A 21710-nucleotide genomic window follows, 5' to 3' on the forward strand; every position below is an offset into this window, starting at 1 on the left:
TCCAATAATTATTAATCGTCATATATTTTTGTTATTTTGTAACTTTATCATGTCACTCATTTTTGTAATCATATCATTCACTATATTAACATAAAAAAACACCAGCTTAACGAATTAAGCATGGTGCTTTTATAAGGATATGTTTTCTTTATTGAAATCGTGTGTCATAAAGAAGGGGTTAAGAGAATTATTCTTCTTCTTTTTCTTCTTTATCTTCACCTACAACTTCAGGCTCTTCAGTTGTTGATTCGCCTTCCATTGCTTCGATTTCTTCTTCTGTAGGTTCTTCAGTTGGAGGAACTACAGTAACTACTGAGTCTTCAGGATCATTTTCAATTGTGAAATCACCTGAAACTTTAATGTCTGCTACTGTGTAGCTATCGTTGATTTCTAATGCACTAATGTCAACTTCAATTGACTCAGGGATATTATCTGGCGTAGCAGTTACTTCAAGATCGAATAGTGGTTGTTCAACAACGCCACCTTCTTTAGCGCCTACTGCTTCACCAACTAGTTGAACTGGTACTTCAACAGTACGTTCTTCGCTCATATTGATTGCTAAGAAGTCAATGTGAGTGATTTGGTTTTTAAGTGGGTCGAATTGGTAGTCTGAAACCATTACTTTAATTGTTTTAGAACCTACGCCTAATTCGATAACACCGTTACGTCCAACTTCACGGATAACTTTGATAAATTCTACTTCGTCAACTTTAACTGAAGTATTTTTTGTACCGTAACCATATACGATTGCAGGTACTTTACCAATTTTTCTAAGTGTTTTAAGGTCTGAACGTGTTTGTTTACCTTGACGAATAATTGACTTTAATGAAGCCATATTATTTCCACCTTTCATTTTTTGTTCTTATCATCTGAATAAGAACCCCTCACTTGCCCATCAACATGATGTTGCTTGCAAGTGTTTATTAAGTCGTGAAATCACGAACGGAATAATTATATATCTATTTGGTTAATTAGTCAAATAGTACACTAACAGATTCTCTTTCGTAGACACGTATAATCGCTTGTGCTAATAAGCCTGCTACTGATAATTCTTTAGTATTAGCTGGTTTACGTTTTTCATCTAATTGAATTGAATTTGTAACTACTAACTCTTTAATTGCTGAATTTTCAATACGTTCTCTAGCTGGGCCTGACAATACAGGGTGCGTACAGCACGCGTAAACATCTTTCGCACCTTTATCTTTTAATGCTTGTGCGGCTAATGTAATTGTACCAGCAGTATCAATGATATCATCAATAATAATTGCTGTACGGCCTTCAATTTCACCAACAATATTCATTACTTCTGCTACATTCGGTTTAGGACGTCTTTTATCGATGATAGCGATTGGCGTTTTAAGTATGTCTGCAAGTTTACGTGCTCTTGTTACACCACCGTGATCTGGAGAAACTACAACACATTCTTCAGGGTCGATGTCTGTATCATTTTTAAAGTACTCTGCTAAAATTGGTACACCCATTAAGTGATCAATTGGCATATTGAAAAATCCTTGGATTTGTGGTGCGTGTAAATCTAGCGCAATCATACGATCTGCGCCGGCAGTTTCGATTAAGTTCGCCACTAGTTTCGCAGTAATTGGTTCACGACTACGCGCTTTTCTATCTTGGCGTGCATAACCATAATATGGCACTACGATATTAATATTCGCTGCTGAAGCACGTTTACAAGCATCAATCATAATTAATAATTCCATTAAATGTAAATTGACTGGATTTGAAGTTGGTTGAATAATAAACACATCACAGCCACGAATGCTTTCTTCAATATTAATTTGAATTTCACCATCGCTAAAACGTTTTACAGAACATTTTCCTAGTTCAATCCCAACATTATCTGCTACTTCCTGGGCCAATGGTTCGTTACCCTTTAAAGAAAATATTTTCAAAGCAGAATTCTTATACTCATTGTTTAACATTTATAGTCCTCCAATTAATTCATTCAATTAGTTTCGTTTGTAGACAAAATCACATTTATCCACATAAAAGTATCGTTTGAGGTCATTCCAACATTTTGGTTAATTTCAAATGAATAGAACGGCCATCTAATCATGGCTATTGTTTTAGATAACCTTCTTTAGTTGTTTGTCTCGCTCTTGCTAATGCTAAACTGTCTTGTGGCACATTATCAGTAATTGTAGAACCTGCAGCTATAAATGATCTATCACCTAAGGTTACTGGTGCTACCAAATTAGTATTGCAACCTATAAAGGAGTCATTACCGATAATTGTTTTGAATTTATTTTTGCCATCATAATTCACTGTAATGGAACCACAACCTACGTTTGTACGTTCGCCAATTTCTGCATCACCTATATAACTTAGATGTGGCAATTTGGCACCTGCTTTTACAATCGATTTCTTAACTTCTACAAAGTTTCCAACTTTCACGTTTTTACCTAAATCCGCACCAGGTCGTAACTGCGCAAACGGTCCAATAGTGGCATGATCATCTATGACCGCTTCATTGATTACTGACTGTTTAATTGTAACATTAGCACCAATTTTACTATTTATAATCTCTGTATTGTGGCCAACGACCGTATCTTCACCAATTATGCTACGACCTGCTAACTTAACGCCCGGTTCGATAATCACATCAGCAGCGATTTCTACATCTGCGCCTATATATGTAGTAGCAGGGTCGATAAGTGTTACGCCATTTCTCATATGACACGCATTAATACGTTTTCTATAAGCCTTTTCTGCTTCGCTTAACATAACTCGGTCATTTACGCCCATGATTTCGTCAAAATCATCTGTGCAATATATGCCAACATTACCTTGTTCTTCTAAAATTAAAGTTAAAACGTCAGGTAAATAATATTCATTTTGAACATTATCATTTTTTACTAACTCTAATTTTTCAAAAAGTACTTTATTATCAAATGCAAAAATACCTGAGCTAATTTCATTTATTTGTTGTTCAATTTCTGTGGCATCTTTTTGTTCTACAATCTTCACCAAGCGGCCATTTTCGTCTCGAACGATTCGTCCATATCCAAAAGGGTTGGTTGTAGTAGCTGATAAAACCGTTGCTTCAGCTTGGTTTTTCTCATGATGTTCAACTAGTGACTTAAGTGTTCCTGTAGTGATTAAAGGTGTATCACCACAAACTACTAATGTTGTGCCTTGTTTGTCACTTAAATGTTCACTAGCTGTTTTAACAGCATGTGCGGTGCCAAGTTGTTCTTCTTGGAAACTATATAGAGAAACATCTCCTAACGTTTCTTTTACACTTTCTGCGCCATGGCCAACAATTGTTACAAGATTTTCTACTCCAGATTGTTTAACGTTATCAACGACATGTTCAATCATTGATTTGCCCGCAACCTCATGTAGTACTTTGTATTTCTTAGATTTCATACGTGTACCTTTTCCAGCTGCAAGTACTATTGCATGTCTTTGCATGTGTGTAACCCTCCATTAAATTATACACTTCTATATTATTATAATTTAACGCTAGTGCCACTTTCAAGGCTCAGAACCCTAATGTTATATAATAGAAACAAATCAGTTAACTTTCTTTTAAAAATACATATTTATATTTGTCATCTTTGCCTATATAAAAGGGCCTGAAAATGAAACACAAAAAATTTCGCTAAATACATTTTAATCGTTATGTTTTTTGGAAAATAAACCGTTATTAATTTAAATGAAACGATTTCAATTATCAAAACGTCACGAAAGCATATTGAAATGCTAACAGTTTATTTATGATTACAGAAATATAAATTTTGTCACCTTTTCATTATAGCAATTCATTTAATTTTTTATATTTTTTATTTTAGTTCAACAAAATAAAAGGATTGGATTTCGTTTAATGGAAATCCAATCCTTTTAAAATCATATTTTTCTCTTTGTATTAAGCTTCATCATTTGATTCTTCAGATGATTGAGCATTTTTATCAGGGATAACTTCATCAGTTTCGTCATAAACCTTCATAACCGCATCTTGAATCTCTTGTCTCATTTCTGAGTTAATTGGATGCGCGATATCTCGGAATTCACCATCTGGTGTTCTTTTACTTGGCATTGCGACGAATAGACCTGAGTTGCCTTCAATCACTCTTAAATCATGTACAACAAATGATTCATCTAGCGTAATTGAAACTAAAGCTTTCATTCTTCCATCTGTTTGTATCTTTCTAAGTCTTACATCTGTCACTTTCATGTAGTGAGCCCCCCTAGTATCTCTTTGTTAGAAGCTTAACAATTTCATCAAAAATTATAAATCCTTTTAGTTACTTCACTTCAGCTATTACTTCAATTTCAACTTTAACGTCTTTAGGCAATCTTGCGACTTCAACACAACTTCTTGCAGGTTGATGTTCTGCAAAATATGTGCCATAGACTTCATTTATATTTTGAAATTCATTCATATCAGCAATGAATATCGTTGCTTTAATTACTGAATCTATATGTGCCCCAGATTCGTTCAATACAACTTTCAAGTTTTCTAAAACTTGTTTAGTCTGTTCTTTTACATCGTCGCTGACAATTTCGCCATTTAAATTTAATGGAATTTGCCCAGATGTAAATACAAGCCCATTTACTACTGTAGCATGCGAGTATGGACCTAATGCTTCAGGTGCCTTTGAAGTGTTAACCACTTTCATGATGTTGATCCGCTCCTTTAAGTAAATTTAGTTAAACTGTTGCCTTTTTCCACTGTAAATTCCTGATTGTATTCATCTACATCAGATAATCTAACCAAGGAAGTATAATCTTCAATTAGTCTTTGCTTAACTTCTTTTGATTCTACTAATACCGATACCCCTTTAACATGTGCTTTAAACTCATTCATTAAATTCATCACGCCATTAATAGAACCACCAGCACGCATGAAATCGTCTACAACCAAAACATTTGAGTTTTCTGGTAAAGTACGTTTAGATAATACCATCGTTTCTATCTTTCTAGTAGAACCTGAAACGTAATTAATGGAAACTGTAGAACCTTCTGTAACTTTATTATCTTTTCTTATAACGACTACTGGTAAATTCAAAACATTTGCAACTGCATTAGCAAGCGAAATACCTTTCGTAGCAATTGTTACAACCGCATCCAAATCTTGGTCCATATATAGCGTTGCAATTAGTTTTCCTACTTTATTCAGTAGTGTAGGATTCCCCATTAAATCAGATAAAAATAAATAACCTCCGGGTAATAATCTATCTTTTTCTTGAAGGAGTTCAATCACCTCTTCAATCACTTCACTTGCTTCTGCTTCACTCATTTCTGGTTTATACGTTACACCACCGCTTGCTCCAGCCGTAGTAATCACTGTTCCAAGTTCTTCCTTTTGAAATGTAGTTTTAATAATTTGTACGTCTTCACTAATGGATGATTTTGCTTGCTTAAACTTTTGTACAAAATACGTTAGTGGTATTAATTTATTGGGGTTATTCATCAAGTATTGTGTCATATAAACAATACGTTCACTTCTCTTATAGCGCATTTAATTCATCCCTTCTCACTAGCCTAATAATCTTACAACATATACTTCATTGCAACAGCCATTGACTGCATTATAAACATGCTTTGCTTGGCGTTCTTTCTGGGTCAATCCGTAAACTGCTGGTCCGCTGCCACTCATCACAGCCCCATCCGCCCCATTTTTCAGCATATTTTCTTTTATTTTGTAAATCTCTGTATACATTTTTCCTGAGACAGGTTCCAATCGGTTCGAAAGACTGTTACATAATAATTCATAATCACCTGTGTCTAAAGCTGTTTCACAAGCTTTAGTATAAACCTCATGTGTTTGCGTTAAGTCTAATTTTCTAAAAATATCAGGAGAAGATATACCTAAATCAGGTTTAGCGACAACCGCCCAAGCGGAAGGTGGTCTGTTCATAAAACGAATCAGTTCGCCTTTCCCCTTGCAAAAAGCAGTTTTTCCATATATGCAAAAAGGGATATCGGTTCCTATTTGTATACCTAATTCACATAATTCTTCTAGTGGCCTGTTCAACTTATATAAACGGTTCATCCCTCTCATTGTCGCTGCAGCATCTGTCGAACCACCTGCAAGTCCAGCTGACACTGGTATATTTTTATCTATAGTAATTGTAACGCCTTGCTTTAAATTATAGTTTTTTTTCATTAACTCTGCAGCTTTATAAGCTAAATTTTTACTATCGGAGGGAACATAACTTTGTTCTACGTCCACGACTATGTTTTGATCTTTACGTAATTCAAAAGATAGGCGATCATTGAGGTCAATTGTGGTCATAATCATTTCAACTTCATGAAAACCATCATCTCGTTTAAAGAGTGTATCCAACGTTAAATTTATTTTCGCTGGCGCAGTCTCATAAATCATATTCCCCACCCTCTTTCAATTCGATATGGTAATAAAATGATTTTAACATATTGTTATGCATGAGTTACTACTTTTTAAAAAAAGTTAAGTTTATACTTTAAATTATCTATGCATCTTTAACTATGTATTCCAATCCATATGGTATAAAAAACCAGTTAACAATTTATTTTACAATATTATTTTACTCATATAAAATCATATCTCTTTTATTAGGACAGGCACACATTACAAAAAAAGGTATATTGGCGATTATTCACCAACATACCTTTTTCTAATCAATCTCATATTAAAATTTAAAATAAAAAGTGTGGCTCCTAGAACCAAACTTCTCTTTTACATTACTTTTTATTTAGTGTGCAATTGCTTCTTGATGGTTATCATCTTCAAAAGAAACTTGTACGTTTTCTGTTAAAACGTCAGTGTATGTATAAGATACACGCTCAAAATTATGAATATCTTGATCTAACTCAACAATAAAAACAGAAGGGTATGTTTCTTTTAAAACCCCGCTACGTTCAATCGTTTTTTTTCGTCCACCATTCGCTTTCAGTACAATACGATTTCCTAATTGACAATCAAGTGAATTTTTGATGTCTCCAATAGATTTTGGCATATTGCTCCACCTCGCTACACATTGTATAATAACACAATTAGCGTGATTTTGTCAAATAAACATCAATTTTAGCAAGGCGAGGCACAGTTGTCAATAATTTAAAATTCCAATTCTGGGAAATTTTTCAATTCATTGTATAAATGTGCAAATTCTTTTATCGAAAGTGTTTCTCCGCGTCTTCTCGGATCTATGTTACTAGATTCCAACCAATCCAGTATGGTTTGTTTATTTTCTTTACCATTTGTAAACAGGCTTTGATAATTATTATTAATTGTTTTTCTTCTTTGTCCGAATGCAGCTTTTGACATTTTGAAAAATTTATCCTCATCTTCTACTTCGACAATGGGTTGATCGCGTTTCATCAATTTCACAACAATTGAATCTACATTTGGAGGTGGTAAAAAAACCGTTTTAGGAACTGTTAATACCTTGCTCGTTTCAGTATAATACTGCGCGACTATAGATAAAGATCCATAAGCTTTGGTTCCTACCTCAGCGTCTAATCTTTCTCCAACTTCTTTTTGCATCATTACGACATAACCATCAATAGGCAATTTCTGTTGCATCAAGTTTAATAAAATAGGCGTCGTTATATAATACGGTAAATTAGCAACAACTAAAATTTTCTCACAATCTGCGAGCGCTTCAGTCACATAATGTGCAATATCAGCTTTCAATATGTCCTCATTTACTATCGTAACGTTTTGGTATGGCGCCATAGTTTCATTTAATACTGGTATCAAGCGTTGATCAATTTCAAAAGCAATGACTTTTTTTGCATTTTTTGCTAATTGTTCTGTCAATGAGCCCATGCCTGGCCCTACTTCGATAATACCAGTGTTTTCATCTATATCACTTGCATCCATGATATTATGAATGATATTTACATCGATTAAAAAGTTTTGACCTAAGCTTTTCTTAAAACTAAAACCATAATGATTCAATAAAGCTTTTGTTCGTGATGGTGTAGCGATATCCTTATTATCCACTTATAATTCACTTCCTTTATGATCATTTAATGCATTCCTAACATCTTCTTCAGTGTAACCAAATGCGTTTAACTTGTTGAGCAATTGTTTACCATTAGAATGGCCTATATGAAGTTTGCTACCTAACACTTCTCGTTTTCTACGTGCATCTTTACCTATAATTAGGCCAAGGTCAATCAGAACATCTTTACTTATACTTTCATGGCCTTCTTCAAAAGGCGTGCTCACATGCATCAATGCTTTTTGTATATCTTCAATTCGTGCGTGTTCAACACCAATTTTACCGCGTTTACTTTTTGCTTTTTCTCGATCAATATAGGCATGTTTAACAGTTGGAATATATTTTTGAATTGTGTTTCGAATTTTATCACCTGGGAAATCAGGATCAGTTAAAACAATCACACCTCGCGTTTCAAATGCTTGTGCAATCACATTTAAAGTATCCTCATTAATTGCGCTACCATTCGTTTCAATCGTATCGCATTCGACAGCTCTTTTTACCCGTTCAGTATCGTCTCTACCTTCTACTACAATAAATTCATTAATTTTCACTCATTGTGACACCTTTCGTTTAATTACTTCAAATTCAAAAAACAAAAAAGATACCGGCTCAAATTATGGTTACTACTTAGTATTTGATATACCAACTAAGCCATATTTCAGACCGATATCTTTATCATAATATCTTTATGCTTTTAATTTAAATAATCGCTCTGCATTTTCAGAAGTTTGACGACAAACTTCTTCATAACTAACATCGCGTAGCTCAGCAATTTGTTCAGCCACTAAAGTGACACGTGCTGGTTCATTTCGTTTTCCTCTATAAGGATGTGGTGATAAGAATGGCGCGTCTGTTTCAACTAATAATCTATCAAATGGTACATGTTTAGCAACTTCCTTAGGTTGTTTGGCATTTTTAAAAGTAACTGGACCACCTAAAGAAACATAGAAGTTCAGTTTATTGATAACATCATCTGCAATTTCAGGTGAAGCGCTAAAGCTATGCATAATACCACCAATTTCTTCGGCGTGTTCTTCTTTTAAAATATCCACACAATCTTGTGTTGCTTCTCTATTATGAATAATAATCGGCAGATTAACGCGTTTAGCAAGTGCAATTTGTTTTCTAAACAAAGCCTGTTGAACATCTTTAGGTGATTTATCCCAATGATAATCTAATCCTGTTTCACCAATGCCAATCACTTTAGGATGGGCTGCTAATTTTTCTATCCATTCTAATCTTTCTTCTGTGCAATCAATCGCATCTACAGGGTGCCATCCAATAATACCGTAAATAAAGTCATACGCATCTATAAGTTCCATAGTACGTTCAATTGTTGGTGTATCAAAACCTACTACAAACATGCGATCCACGCCATTATCTCTTGCACGCTCAATTACCGCTTCTAAATCTTCGTCATATTGTTCTGCATTTAAATGAACATGTGTGTCAATTAGCATTTTAAATCGCTCCCTTAATCTAGAATTACTTAATTAATGCACCGTTTGGAATTGCGTTTGGTAGACTTATAAGTGTTAACACATCATCTTTTTCAGCAGATAGAATCATACCTTCTGATTTTCTACCCATTAATTTTGCAGGTTTCAAATTAGTCACTACAGCGACTTTTTTGCCAATGATATCTTCAGGTTGATAGAATTTCGCAATACCTGAAACAATTTGACGTTGCTCATTATCTAAATCAACTTGGATTTTCAATAATTTGTCAGATTTTTTGACATTTTCTGCATCAGTGATTGTTGCTGCCTTGATTTCTACTTTGTCAAAATCTTTAATATCGATTTGCGATTTACTAGGTACTTCCTCTTTAGTTTCTTCGACTTTATCTGATTGCATGGATTGCTTAATGTACTCAATTTCAGCATCACTATCTAAACGTGGGAAGATAGGTTGAGGTTTATCGCTAACCATAATAGGTTCAGTTAATGCACCGTATTGTGCTAAACTACTAAATTCATATAATTCAGGTGAATTAATATTTAGTTGTTCAAATATTTGTTTTGGTGCATTTGTTAAGAATGGTCTTAGCAATACTGCAATCATACGTATATTTTCTACTAAATGCGCCATTACGTTCCCTAGCATATCTCGTTGGCTTTCATCTTTTGCTAGAATCCATGGTGATGTTTCATCTATATATTTATTTGTTCTACTAATAAATTTCCAAATTGTTGAAAGTGCTACTGAAAATTGTAAATCGTCCATATTTTCATGGAATGTCTTCACTGTATCAAGGCCCATTTGTTCCATTTCTTCGTCTAACTCATGTTTAGGTCCTTCATAAGCTGGTAATTCACCATTAAAATATTTATTAACCATTGAAATTGTACGGTTAACTAAATTGCCTAAATCATTAGCTAAGTCATAATTTGTACGTTCAACGAAACCTTCAGGAGTAAACACACCATCAGACCCAAATGGCAACTCACGCATTAAATAATATCTCGTTGCATCTAAACCGTAACGGTCAATCAATACGTTAGGGTCTACCACATTACCTTTTGACTTGCTCATCTTGCCATCTTTCATAAGAATCCAACCATGGGCAAAGACTTTTTTAGGTAACGGTATATCTAACGCCATTAATAAGATTGGCCAAATGATAGAATGGAACCGAACAATTTCTTTTGCCATAATATGAATATCTGCAGGCCAATATTTTTTAAACAAACTTTCATCATCTGATAAATAACCTAATGACGAAATATAGTTTACCAATGCGTCAATCCACACATAAACAACATGCTTAGGATTTGATTTAACATGTATACCCCAATCAAATGACGTACGTGATACTGCTAAATCTTCTAAGCCTGGTTTGATAAAGTTATTAATCATTTCATTTTTACGAGATGGTGGTTGGATAAAGTCTGGGTTTTCATCATAAAATTCTAGTAAGCGATCCGTATATTTTGATAAATTAAAGAAATAACTTTCTTCTTTAACTAATTCAACTTCGTGTCCAGAATCTGGACTTTTCCCGCCAATAATTGCGCCATTTTCATATATTGGATCAACAAGTTGCGTTTCAGTATAATAAGTTTCATCTGGTACTGAATACCAACCTTCGTACTCCCCAAGATATATATCACCTTGTGCTAACAAACGTTCAAATATTTGTTGAACAACTTCTTTATGTCTCTCTTCTGTTGTACGAATAAAGTCATCGTTTGATATTTCTAATTTTTCCCATAACGCTTTGATACCTGAAATCATTTCATCAAGATAGTCTAATTCTGATTTCCCAGCCTTTTGCGCTTTTTCTTGTATTTTTTGACCATGTTCATCGGTACCTGTTAAATATCGAACATCATAGCCTTGCATTCTTTTATAACGTGCGATTACATCACCAGCTGTTGTTGTGTAAGCATGACCGATGTGTAAGTTTCCACTCGGATAATATATAGGTGTAGTGATATAAAATGTTTCTTTCGCCATCAATGTTCCTCCTCGTTTCTTTCACTCTAAATATATCTAAATTTATTTTTATTTTCAATGAAGCAGATAAGTATCAATTTATATTTATTAATCAATTTAAAAAGCCTAATTTAGTATCATTTTGAGTCATTTACTTTAATTATTTTCCACTCAATTTTAAACATGATAAATAATCTCTATCTTATCTACATTACCATAAATCATGCATATTATGGGAGTTTTTAGCTTGATTTTATTGATAAAACTGAAAAAATTTATTATTATGTTTACTTTTTCAAGACGTTTTTATTAAGCCTATTTATACATTATGATATATATCATATACTTCACTTGTTTTCATACGCCTTTCTTCAGCAACTTGTTTAATCGCAGCTTTGGGTTTCATATTTTGATTTACGTAATATTCTACATGTTCATTTATCGACATATCTTCAAACCAAGAAGTATCTTCGTCTGCTACAGCTCCCTCAATAACAATGACAAACTCGCCTTTAGTAGGTATCTCTTCTTTATCTAATTTCAATAATAATGTATCTACGTCCTCTGTAACGATTTGCTCGAATTTTTTTGTTAATTCTCTGCCAAGTGACACATATCTTTGAGCGTCAATTTTTTGAACTGTTTTTAACGTATCTTTCACACGATGTGGAGATTCATAAATAATCAAAGTGCTGTCTTCAAACATTCGCTGTTCAAGCAGAGTATATTTGGCCTTTTCTTTTCTTGGTAGAAACCCTAAAAAAGTATATGTAAACGAAGGTAACCCGCTCGCCATTAGTGCAGTCAATCCAGCATTTGGTCCCGGCACAGTTTCCACTCTAATACCCTTTGCTCTAGCAGCGACAACAAGCTCGTGTCCTGGATCACTTATCAAAGGAAGGCCAGCGTCAGAAACTAGTGCAATATTAACGTCCTCATTTAATTGTTGAATAAGATACTCTGTCTGCTGTTCTTTATTATGGTCATGGTATGACTTCAAAGGCGCATGTATTTCGTAATGTGTGCACAGCTTTTTTGTCACACGTGTATCTTCGCATGCGATCATATCAACTGAACGCAAAATATTAACCGCTCTATATGTAATATCAGCTAAATTGCCAATTGGCGTGCCTACTAAATATAAAATTCCCATATCTTATTCCTCACTTATCAATTGTAATTTTTCCTGTCTAGAAAATGTTTTGATTTCATGTTCTCTTTTTAATGCTTCTGATTTGGTATCATACACTTCTTGATAAACTAACTCTACCGGACGTCTTATTTTAGTATATTTGGCACCTTGCCCACTATTATGCTTTGCAACGCGTTTTGTGATATCTTTTGCATAACCCGTATATAAACTACCATCTTTACATTTAACGATATAAATAAAATGCTTATCCATAATAGATTTCTCTCATTTCCTCAGTATATGCGCCATCTTCATGATAAATATAAAAAGGTTGCTGTATATCCAACCCTTGATTACCACCTTTTCTGCCTTCAACAACAATTGTTTGCGCTACCTTCCCTGGTTTACTGTAAATAAAATATAACTTTTTAGGTTCAATTTGATATTGTCTCATGCTGCTTAAGACGTCCATAAGACGTTCTGCACGGTGTACCATTAAGAACCGTCCACCCTCTTTTAATAAGTGCCTGGCTTCAAAGCAACAATCATCTAGCGTACACATTATCTCATGTCTTGCTATCTTATGGGCATTCTTTTGATGTTGAAATTGCTGATTCACTTTAAAATAAGGCGGATTACAAGTTACGAGACTATATTGAGATGGCTTAAAAGATTGATGCGCTTGTTTTAAATCCATATGATGCATGTGAATTCTATTTTCCAATTGATTATGAGCAATGCTTCTTTCAGCCATATCAATTAGTTGTTGTTGTATTTCGATGCCTTCAATAAATTGATTGCTTTTATATGACAGTAGCAAAGGAATGATCCCGTTACCAGAACATAAATCCATAATCATATCCTTTTTCTTAACTTTAGTAAAATGCGCTAGTAATAAAGCATCCGTTGAAAAAGAAAACACCTCATCATTTTGTATAATTTTTAACTTTTCTTTTAATAAAAAATCGAACCTTTCATTTTCCATTAACATTTTCTGCAACCTCCAAAAAAGAGGATGAGCATACGATGCTCATTAACTAAGCCTATCGTTTCTCTCATCCTCAATTTCATTTCTCTATCGTTTTATAAGCTATATTTTAACTATTCGCTTAATACTTCTAAACAGAATAAACAGTCGTCACCTTTTCTATGCTTGCCGAACAACTCTCCGTTACAAATATGAAATCCTTCTTTGTAAAGCATTGCCAAGTTATCTTTACTGCGCAATGGGCGCTTAGGTTGATTCTTTTTATCAGTTTCAATTTTTTTAGTTTTTTCTTCTTTATCTATTAAAGTTTTTAAATTCTCATTTTCTATTTGTAAGGCGACATTTTCTTCAATTAATTCTACTGTAAGATTTTTCAAATTAACCATGTCATGATTAATCTGATTAATGTTTTCCTCCAAATGAGCTAGTTTTTCAAATATGTCGCTTCGATTCAATGTTGTAACGGCCTCCTAATTTAATGTTTCTAATTCTTCCATTTTATATTCTAATGGTTGCTCAAGACCTTCTATCTTAACTTGCATAGATATATCTAAAATATTTAGACCTACGACTCTGCCATTACCTTCTGGTGTTTTAATTTCATCACCAACATCTGGTAATTGCGCACGTGCTTCCTCATAATAATCGTTTTCATATTTCAAACAACACATCAAACGACCACATGCCCCCGATATTTTTGAAGGATTTAAAGATAAGTTTTGGTCTTTAGCCATTTTTATTGAAACTGGCTCAAAATCGCCTAGAAAAGTTGAACAACATAAAGAACGACCACACGGGCCGATGCCACCTAATAATTTCGCTTCGTCTCTGACACCAATTTGTCTTAACTCAATTCTTGTTTTCAATCTTTGTGCGAGTACTTTTACTAGTTTTCTAAAATCTACACGTTCGTCTGAAGTAAAGTTAAAAATAACTTTTGATTTATCCAAAGTAAATTCACAATTGACTAAACGCATCTCTAAGTTTTGTTGTTGAATCGTTTCTTTACAAAGGTTGAAAGCTTGCTTTGCATCATACGTATTTTGTTCATATTGTATCATATCTTCATCCGTAGCAATGCGCACAATCTGCTTTAATGGCAATGCTACGTCTTCATCCGCTACGTTTAATGGCTCATATTTAACGTAGCCCATTTCCAATCCTCTTTTTGATTCAACTACGACCCAATCTCCCACACTCAAGTTGAAATTTTTTGGAGCATAGTACTCCATTTTACCTGAATTCTGAAAATGTATGCCTACAACGTTTTTCATAATTATTTCACCCCTTTTATTACAATTTGTTCAAATACTAATGTCGGATTTACATTTTGATGTAATTTTTTATGTGCTTCAGTTATTTGGTCAAACATCAAAATTATCTGATTATATGTTAAGTTTTGTGAATATTGTTTAATTTCTCCCTGCAAATCTTGAAATATCATTTCATCTTCAATTCCTACTTTAGCATGCATAATATCTTCAAAGAAACTATTAACCGCAGCTAATGATAATAATTGTAATCGCTTATTTTTGGCATGTTTTAATAAATCAATAATAGCTATTAATGCCATAGAACGATTTTTCAACAATAGCTGACACCATTTTATAATGCTTTTTCGTAATGCCATTAAATCTGTTTCATCATTTAACGCAACTGCAGTCTCTATTTGCGTTGTGTATGTACTTAACAATTCTGCAACAGGACGTGTGATATCAAGCTCCACTAACCGGTCAATAAAATTCAATTTATTAATCGGCTTAAAATAAACGTGCTGGCATCTTGAGTGAATAGTATCCAAAATTTGCTCTGGTTTCGTAGTTAATAAAATGGCAACTGTATTATCTGGAGGTTCTTCTAAAAATTTTAATATACTATTCTCACCTTGAATAGTTAACTTTTCAAAAGACTCGATAATGTATACTTTGTAATCCCCTTCAATAGGCAGTTGATTCATATGATGTACTAATTGCTCTATTTGGTCTTTTTTAATTGTTGTTTCTTCAGAAGATACATACATAAAATCTGGATGGTTAAATGTTTCTACTTTCAACTGACATTGATCTTCTTGATTACATAAAATCAATTTAGAAAAATCAATAGCGACTTGTTGCATTGCCTGTCCATCGTCGCCCTCAAATAAATATGCATGCGATAGTTTGTTCGATTGATATGCTCTTGTCAGCCTTTCTTGTTCATCCATTATAATGTTGCTCCTTTATATAAAAAGGCTGCTTATACATAGTGACCTTACAAATTACATTTAGGAGGTACTAACCAATTAGTACAATGTAATTCAGAAAGTTACCATATATAGCAACCATGTTTTAGAATTGATGGAACGCTTCAACAGGCATTACAAATACCGTTGCTCCTCCAACTTCCACTTCGACTGGATACGGTATATAAGAATCGGCACTTCCACCCATCGGGGTGATCGGCGATACGAGTTGTTCTCTATTACCACAAGTATCATTAATAACTTGTAGCATTTCATCAACACGATTATCTTCTACACCAGATAAGAACGTTGTATTACCTGCTCTTAAAAACCCACCTGTCGTTGCAAGTTTTGTAGCTCTAAAATTATGTTTAACAAGTTTGTCCGAAAGTTCCTGACTATCCTGATCTTGTACGATTGCTATAATCATTTTCATACTAAACACCTCTTTTAAATATTATATCATAATTTTTCTAAATATTTAGTGATAGATTCATAGGTTGTATTGACTACTTTATCTATACTTTGATTAGCATTTATTACAATAAAGCGTTCAGACTCATTATGAATAATCTTTTTATAACCTTCAACTACTTTTTCATGAAATTTTACATCTTCTTGATCTAGCCGGTTTTGATCTCTTTGATTTTTGAGTATGCGCTCTCTACCAACTTCAACGCTAACATCTAGATAAATGGTTATATCTGGATACAAACCGTTGATTGCAAATTCATTGATTGATTTTACTTCTTCTATACCAATACCCCTTGCATAGCCTTGGTATGCTAATGAACTATCAATATAACGGTCACACAAAACGACTTTACCTGTATTTAATGCTGGAATGACTTTACCCACTAGATGTTCTCTTCTAGAAGCTGCGAACAATAAAGCCTCAGTACGATCATCCATCGTATCACCTTCAAGTAGTACTTCTCTTATTTGTTCTCCTGTCTTAACACCACCAGGTTCTCTTGTAAGTATGATATTATACTCATTTTTTAATTTTTCTGCAACTTGTTGTATTACAGTTGTTTTCCCCGAACCTTCAGGGCCTTCAAAAGTTATAAAAGCTGACATCTTATTCATCCTTAATTTCTATTTTATAATTTTTTATTCCTTCAACTCTTAGTTGATGACTACACCAATAATCCATTAATTTTACCATATTTTCAGTGATTTTTTCTCCTTTAAACATTAAAGGAATACCAGGAGGGTAAGGAATAATGTGATTAGCTAATATTTTATTTTCAGCGTTTCTAAAATCTATTTCACGTACATGAGCTATATCGCCGCCATGATACAAACCACTTTCAGTTCTAAAAGGGACACTATGGTTCGTTTCATTTAACCTTTTTTCTATATACATATTGTCCAAACGCGATAATAAGGCCGCAAACGGATATCTATCATCTTCGTGCCAAAGCGGTAATACTATTAATACTTGAAAATCGTCTGAAAGTTCAACGTAAATATTTTGTTCTTCGAAATAGGACTGTAACGCGTAACCTTTATAGCCTTTATACCTTATACTCAATTTCAATGGATCTTCTGCCTCAACAATTTCTAATCCTTTTCTCTTTAATAATTGGATCAGTTGTTTTCTTTTTTTAAAAAAGAGTTTACTATCATAATCATCATAAAATGTTTGCGCAAGCTCTAAACTGTTCATCAATAAGTACGACGGGCTAGAAGATTGAAAATACGTTAAATATTTAATCACTTCATTTCGATAAGGCGCATTTTTATGAATGAATATCACAGAACTCATCGTCAATGCTGGTAATGTTTTATGATATGACTGAACCACATAATCTGCGCCTAAAGTTAATGATGATACTGGAAAATGCTCTAAACCAAAATGTGCGCCGTGTGCCTCATCTATTAAAGAAGGCACATTAAGTGCTTTTAAACAGTCCATTATATAGTGTATATCAAAACATTCACCATAATAATTTGGGTAAGTAAATATCGCCAATTTGCTGTCTTTTATTTGATTGTATAAGAATGATTTTTTAGGGCCTAAATATTGGTTTGTAGCATCGCTTATATCCATTTCTAATAGTTTTGCTTGTGCTTGTACTAAATCTAATCCATGAAACACAGATTTGTGCGCGTTTCGTGCTATTGCATATTTGCCTATTTCTTTAGAAAACGCTTGAATTACAGACAATATTCCAGAGGTAGTACCATTAACTAAATAATAAGCATCATAATCAGGATGTTTACTTATACCTTCCATACTTTCCGCTATAGCTGATTCGGGATGATGTAAATCATCAAGGCCTGTGATTTCTGTCATATCCATTTTGAAATTTAATTGTTCTAAATAACCAATTGTCATATTTTTATGTCCAGGTACATGTAATGAAATAGGATATGCGTTTAACAGTTCATTAAATTTACGCATTAACGGTCCATTCATAATTATCCTCACTTTTCAACTTCTATATTCCACTATTTAATTTATTAAATTTAGAGGGATTTGATACAAAATCGCTAACTTTGTAATACTTTATATTTTAACATACTCATATTAAAAAAAGAGAAACACAGAAGTATTACTTCTCAGCTTCATTTAAACTCCCAATCTCAATTTATTGAGTTAGTCGGGTTTATGTATGAGCTGAGGGCTCATGTATTCCTCACTTGCACGCTTTCCTTACTCACTTACCACTTGTAAGCTCGTTTCGTCTTTCGCTTAGTTCGTCAGCTTCAAACGCTTTCTCATAACAATTGTTTTTCAGTGCTTCACACTGGTAGTTAAGTCCTTTTGGCAAAAAAAAGAGACCTTTCGGTCTCGGCTCATCGCACCCTATATGTTTGCCTGGCAACGTCCTACTCTTGCGGAACGTAAGTCCGACTACCATCGGCGCTAAGGAGCTTAACTTCTGTGTTCGGCATGGGAACAGGTGTGACCTCCTTGCTATAGTCACCAGACAAGTTGATGTATAAATCATTATACATTCAAAACTAGATAGTAAGTAAATTTTAGTTCTACAAACAAAACATTTAAATTTGATTAAGTCTTCGATCGATTAGTATTCGTCAGCTCCACATATCGCTATGCTTCCACCTCGAACCTATTAACCTCATCATCTTTGAGGGATCTTATAACCGAAGTTGGGAAATCTCATCTTGAGGGGGGCTTCATGCTTAGATGCTTTCAGCACTTATCCCGTCCATACATAGCTACCCAGCGATGCCGTTGGCACGACAACTGGTACACCAGAGGTATGTCCATCCCGGTCCTCTCGTACTAAGGACAGCTCCTCTCAAATTTCCTACGCCCACGACGGATAGGGACCGAACTGTCTCACGACGTTCTGAACCCAGCTCGCGTACCGCTTTAATGGGCGAACAGCCCAACCCTTGGGACCGACTACAGCCCCAGGATGCGATGAGCCGACATCGAGGTGCCAAACCTCCCCGTCGATGTGAACTCTTGGGGGAGATAAGCCTGTTATCCCCGGGGTAGCTTTTATCCGTTGAGCGATGGCCCTTCCATGCGGAACCACCGGATCACTAAGTCCGTCTTTCGACCCTGCTCGACTTGTAAGTCTCGCAGTCAAGCTTCCTTGTGCCTTTACACTCTATGAATGATTTCCAACCATTCTGAGGAAACCTTTGAGCGCCTCCGTTACTCTTTAGGAGGCGACCGCCCCAGTCAAACTGTCCATCTGACACTGTCTCCCACCATGATAAATGGTGCGGGTTAGAAATCCAATACAGCGAGGGTAGTATCCCACCAGCGCCTCCACGTAAGCTAGCGCTCACATATCTAAGGCTCCTACCTATCCTGTACAAGCTGTACCGAATTTCAATATCAGACTACAGTAAAGCTCCACGGGGTCTTTCCGTCCTGTCGCGGGTAACCTGCATCTTCACAGGTACTATGATTTCACCGAGTCTCTCGTTGAGACAGTGCCCAAATCGTTACGCCTTTCGTGCGGGTCGGAACTTACCCGACAAGGAATTTCGCTACCTTAGGACCGTTATAGTTACGGCCGCCGTTTACTGGGGCTTCGATTCGTAGCTTCGCAGAAGCTAACCACTCCTCTTAACCTTCCAGCACCGGGCAGGCGTCAGCCCCTATACATCACCTTACGGTTTAGCAGAGACCTGTGTTTTTGATAAACAGTCGCTTGGGCCTATTCACTGCGGCTCTCCTGGGCGTTAACCCTAAAGAGCACCCCTTCTCCCGAAGTTACGGGGTCATTTTGCCGAGTTCCTTAACGAGAGTTCGCTCGCTCACCTTAGAATTCTCATCTTGACTACCTGTGTCGGTTTGCGGTACGGGCACCATAAATCTAGCTAGAGGCTTTTCTCGGCAGTGTGAAATCAACGACTCGAGGAAACAATTTCCTCTCCCCATCACAGCTTGACCTTAAGAGTGCCGGATTTGCCTAACACTCAGTCTTACTGCTTGGACGTACAATCCAATCGTACGCTTCGCCTATCCTACTGCGTCCCCCCATCGCTTAAAACGAATTATGGTGGTACAGGAATATCAACCTGTTATCCATCGCCTACGCCTATCGGCCTCAGCTTAGGACCCGACTAACCCAGAGCGGACGAGCCTTCCTCTGGAAACCTTAGTCAATCGGTGGACGGGATTCTCACCCGTCTTTCGCTACTCACACCGGCATTCTCACTTCTAAGCGCTCCACATGTCCTTGCGATCATGCTTCAACGCCCTTAGAACGCTCTCCTACCATTGTCCTACGGACAATCCACAGCTTCGGTAATATGTTTAGCCCCGGTACATTTTCGGCGCAGTGTCACTCGACTAGTGAGCTATTACGCACTCTTTAAATGATGGCTGCTTCTAAGCCAACATACTAGTTGTCTGGGCAACGCCACATCCTTTTCCACTTAACATATATTTTGGGACCTTAGCTGGTGGTCTGGGCTGTTTCCCTTTCGAGCACGGACCTTATCACCCGCGTTCTGACTCCCAAGTTAAATTGATTGGCATTCGGAGTTTGTCTGAATTCGGTAACCCGAGAAGGGCCCCTCGTCCAAACAGTGCTCTACCTCCAATAATCATCACTTGAGGCTAGCCCTAAAGCTATTTCGGAGAGAACCAGCTATCTCCAGGTTCGATTGGAATTTCTCCGCTACCCTCAACTCATCCGCTCACTTTTCAACGTAAGTCGGTTCGGTCCTCCATTCAGTGTTACCTGAACTTCAACCTGGTCAAGGGTAGATCACCTGGTTTCGGGTCTACGACCAAATACTCAACGCCCTATTCAGACTCGCTTTCGCTACGGCTCCACATTCACTGCTTAACCTTGCATCAAATCGTAACTCGCCGGTTCATTCTACAAAAGGCACGCCATCACCCATTAACGGGCTCTGACTACTTGTAAGCACACGGTTTCAAGTTCTATTTCACTCCCCTTCCGGGGTACTTTTCACCTTTCCCTCACGGTACTGGTTCACTATCGGTCACTAGAGAGTATTTAGCCTTGGGAGATGGTCCTCCCGGATTCCGACGGAATTTCTCGTGTTCCGTCGTACTCAGGATCCACTCAAGAGAGAACAGATTTTCGACTACAGGATTATTACCTTCTTTGATTCATCTTTCCAGATGATTCGTCTAATCTATTCCTTTGTAACTCCGTATAGAGTGTCCTACAACCCCAACAAGCAAGCTCGTTGGTTTGGGCTATTCCCGTTTCGCTCGCCGCTACTCAGGGAATCGAATTTTCTTTCTCTTCCTGCGGGTACTAAGATGTTTCAGTTCTCCGCGTCTACCTTCGATACGCTATGTATTTACGCATCGATAATACGACATAACTCGTATTGGGTTCCCCCATTCGGAAATCTTTGGATCACAGCTTACTTACAGCTCCCCAAAGCATATCGTCGTTAGTAACGTCCTTCATCGGCTTCTAGTGCCAAGGCATTCACCGTGCGCCCTTAATAACTTAATCTATTTGCTTTCCAACTCGACAACCGTCGGTTGAAAACCCAAAA

The 21710-nt window shown here is 35.9% G+C and carries 21 protein-coding genes and 2 rRNA genes; all 23 read right to left on the bottom strand.

Translation table 11 applies throughout. The features are described 5' to 3' along the window. Positions 1-187: 187 nt before the first annotated feature. Positions 188-835 carry a 50S ribosomal protein L25/general stress protein Ctc gene (locus tag BJG89_RS12785; protein ID WP_096810957.1) on the bottom strand — a complete coding sequence of 216 codons (648 nt, stop codon included), beginning with the start codon at positions 833-835 and terminating at the stop codon, positions 188-190. 136 nt (positions 836-971) lie between these two features. Continuing rightward, positions 972-1937 carry a ribose-phosphate diphosphokinase gene (locus BJG89_RS12790; RefSeq protein WP_096810958.1) on the bottom strand — a complete coding sequence of 322 codons (966 nt, stop codon included), beginning with the start codon at positions 1935-1937 and terminating at the stop codon, positions 972-974. A 136-nt stretch (positions 1938-2073) separates the two neighbouring features. After that, the gene (glmU, locus tag BJG89_RS12795; RefSeq protein ID WP_096810959.1) at positions 2074-3429 is read right to left on the bottom strand and encodes a bifunctional UDP-N-acetylglucosamine diphosphorylase/glucosamine-1-phosphate N-acetyltransferase GlmU; all 1356 of its coding nucleotides are present in this window, start codon (positions 3427-3429) and stop codon (positions 2074-2076) included. A 454-nt stretch (positions 3430-3883) separates the two neighbouring features. Continuing rightward, positions 3884-4192 carry a septation regulator SpoVG gene (gene spoVG, locus BJG89_RS12800; protein ID WP_096810960.1) on the bottom strand — a complete coding sequence of 103 codons (309 nt, stop codon included), beginning with the start codon at positions 4190-4192 and terminating at the stop codon, positions 3884-3886. Between the two features lie 70 nt (positions 4193-4262). Further along, on the bottom strand, positions 4263-4637 hold the full coding sequence (locus tag BJG89_RS12805) for a RidA family protein (RefSeq protein WP_096810961.1): 375 nt from the start codon (positions 4635-4637) through the stop codon (positions 4263-4265). 17 nt (positions 4638-4654) lie between these two features. Continuing rightward, positions 4655-5479 (bottom strand): pur operon repressor, encoded by an 825-nt coding sequence (gene purR, locus BJG89_RS12810; protein WP_096810962.1) that lies wholly within the window; start codon positions 5477-5479, stop codon positions 4655-4657. Positions 5480-5497: 18 nt separating this feature from the next. Then, positions 5498-6346 carry a 4-(cytidine 5'-diphospho)-2-C-methyl-D-erythritol kinase gene (gene ispE, locus BJG89_RS12815; RefSeq protein WP_096810963.1) on the bottom strand — a complete coding sequence of 283 codons (849 nt, stop codon included), beginning with the start codon at positions 6344-6346 and terminating at the stop codon, positions 5498-5500. Between the two features lie 349 nt (positions 6347-6695). Next, on the bottom strand, positions 6696-6959 hold the full coding sequence (gene veg, locus BJG89_RS12820; RefSeq protein ID WP_019467722.1) for a biofilm formation stimulator Veg: 264 nt from the start codon (positions 6957-6959) through the stop codon (positions 6696-6698). Positions 6960-7057: 98 nt separating this feature from the next. Beyond that, positions 7058-7948: a 16S rRNA (adenine(1518)-N(6)/adenine(1519)-N(6))-dimethyltransferase RsmA gene (gene rsmA, locus BJG89_RS12825; protein WP_096810964.1), complete on the bottom strand. Its 891-nt coding sequence runs from the start codon at positions 7946-7948 to the stop codon at positions 7058-7060. Next, on the bottom strand, positions 7949-8500 hold the full coding sequence (gene rnmV / locus BJG89_RS12830) for a ribonuclease M5 (RefSeq protein WP_096810965.1): 552 nt from the start codon (positions 8498-8500) through the stop codon (positions 7949-7951). 135 nt (positions 8501-8635) lie between these two features. Next, the gene (locus tag BJG89_RS12835) at positions 8636-9409 is read right to left on the bottom strand and encodes a TatD family hydrolase (RefSeq protein WP_096810966.1); all 774 of its coding nucleotides are present in this window, start codon (positions 9407-9409) and stop codon (positions 8636-8638) included. A 25-nt stretch (positions 9410-9434) separates the two neighbouring features. Further along, positions 9435-11408 (bottom strand): methionine--tRNA ligase, encoded by a 1974-nt coding sequence (gene metG, locus BJG89_RS12840; protein WP_096810967.1) that lies wholly within the window; start codon positions 11406-11408, stop codon positions 9435-9437. Between the two features lie 298 nt (positions 11409-11706). Continuing rightward, a complete protein-coding gene (rsmI, locus tag BJG89_RS12845) occupies positions 11707-12540 on the bottom strand; it encodes a 16S rRNA (cytidine(1402)-2'-O)-methyltransferase (protein ID WP_096810968.1) in 834 nt (277 codons plus the stop codon). Between the two features lie 3 nt (positions 12541-12543). Continuing rightward, on the bottom strand, positions 12544-12792 hold the full coding sequence (locus tag BJG89_RS12850; RefSeq protein ID WP_096810969.1) for a GIY-YIG nuclease family protein: 249 nt from the start codon (positions 12790-12792) through the stop codon (positions 12544-12546). After that, positions 12785-13510, bottom strand: a complete 726-nt coding sequence (locus tag BJG89_RS12855) for a tRNA1(Val) (adenine(37)-N6)-methyltransferase (protein WP_096810970.1) — start codon at positions 13508-13510, stop codon at positions 12785-12787. The genes BJG89_RS12850 and BJG89_RS12855 overlap by 8 nt, the downstream gene beginning before the upstream one ends. A gap of 110 nt (positions 13511-13620) precedes the next feature. Next, positions 13621-13962 carry a DNA replication initiation control protein YabA gene (gene yabA, locus BJG89_RS12860; protein WP_096810971.1) on the bottom strand — a complete coding sequence of 114 codons (342 nt, stop codon included), beginning with the start codon at positions 13960-13962 and terminating at the stop codon, positions 13621-13623. Positions 13963-13977: 15 nt separating this feature from the next. Continuing rightward, positions 13978-14781, bottom strand: coding sequence for a PSP1 domain-containing protein (locus tag BJG89_RS12865; RefSeq protein WP_096810972.1), 804 nt, complete (start codon positions 14779-14781; stop codon positions 13978-13980). A gap of 2 nt (positions 14782-14783) precedes the next feature. Next, a complete protein-coding gene (locus BJG89_RS12870) occupies positions 14784-15710 on the bottom strand; it encodes a DNA polymerase III subunit delta' C-terminal domain-containing protein (RefSeq protein WP_096810973.1) in 927 nt (308 codons plus the stop codon). A 124-nt stretch (positions 15711-15834) separates the two neighbouring features. Continuing rightward, the gene (locus BJG89_RS12875) at positions 15835-16164 is read right to left on the bottom strand and encodes a cyclic-di-AMP receptor (RefSeq protein WP_046206571.1); all 330 of its coding nucleotides are present in this window, start codon (positions 16162-16164) and stop codon (positions 15835-15837) included. A 26-nt stretch (positions 16165-16190) separates the two neighbouring features. Next, a complete protein-coding gene (tmk, locus tag BJG89_RS12880) occupies positions 16191-16808 on the bottom strand; it encodes a dTMP kinase (RefSeq protein ID WP_096810974.1) in 618 nt (205 codons plus the stop codon). 1 nt (position 16809) lies between these two features. Next, positions 16810-18153 (bottom strand): Orn/Lys/Arg family decarboxylase, encoded by a 1344-nt coding sequence (locus tag BJG89_RS12885; RefSeq protein ID WP_096810975.1) that lies wholly within the window; start codon positions 18151-18153, stop codon positions 16810-16812. Between the two features lie 400 nt (positions 18154-18553). Then, a 5S ribosomal RNA gene (gene rrf, locus BJG89_RS12890) occupies positions 18554-18668 on the bottom strand. 78 nt (positions 18669-18746) lie between these two features. Further along, positions 18747-21667: ribosomal RNA gene (locus tag BJG89_RS12895) — 23S ribosomal RNA — on the bottom strand. Positions 21668-21710: the final 43 nt, after the last annotated feature.

The organism is Staphylococcus nepalensis, assembly GCF_002442935.1.
In the GTDB taxonomy this organism is placed as follows: Bacteria; Bacillota; Bacilli; order Staphylococcales; family Staphylococcaceae; genus Staphylococcus; species Staphylococcus nepalensis.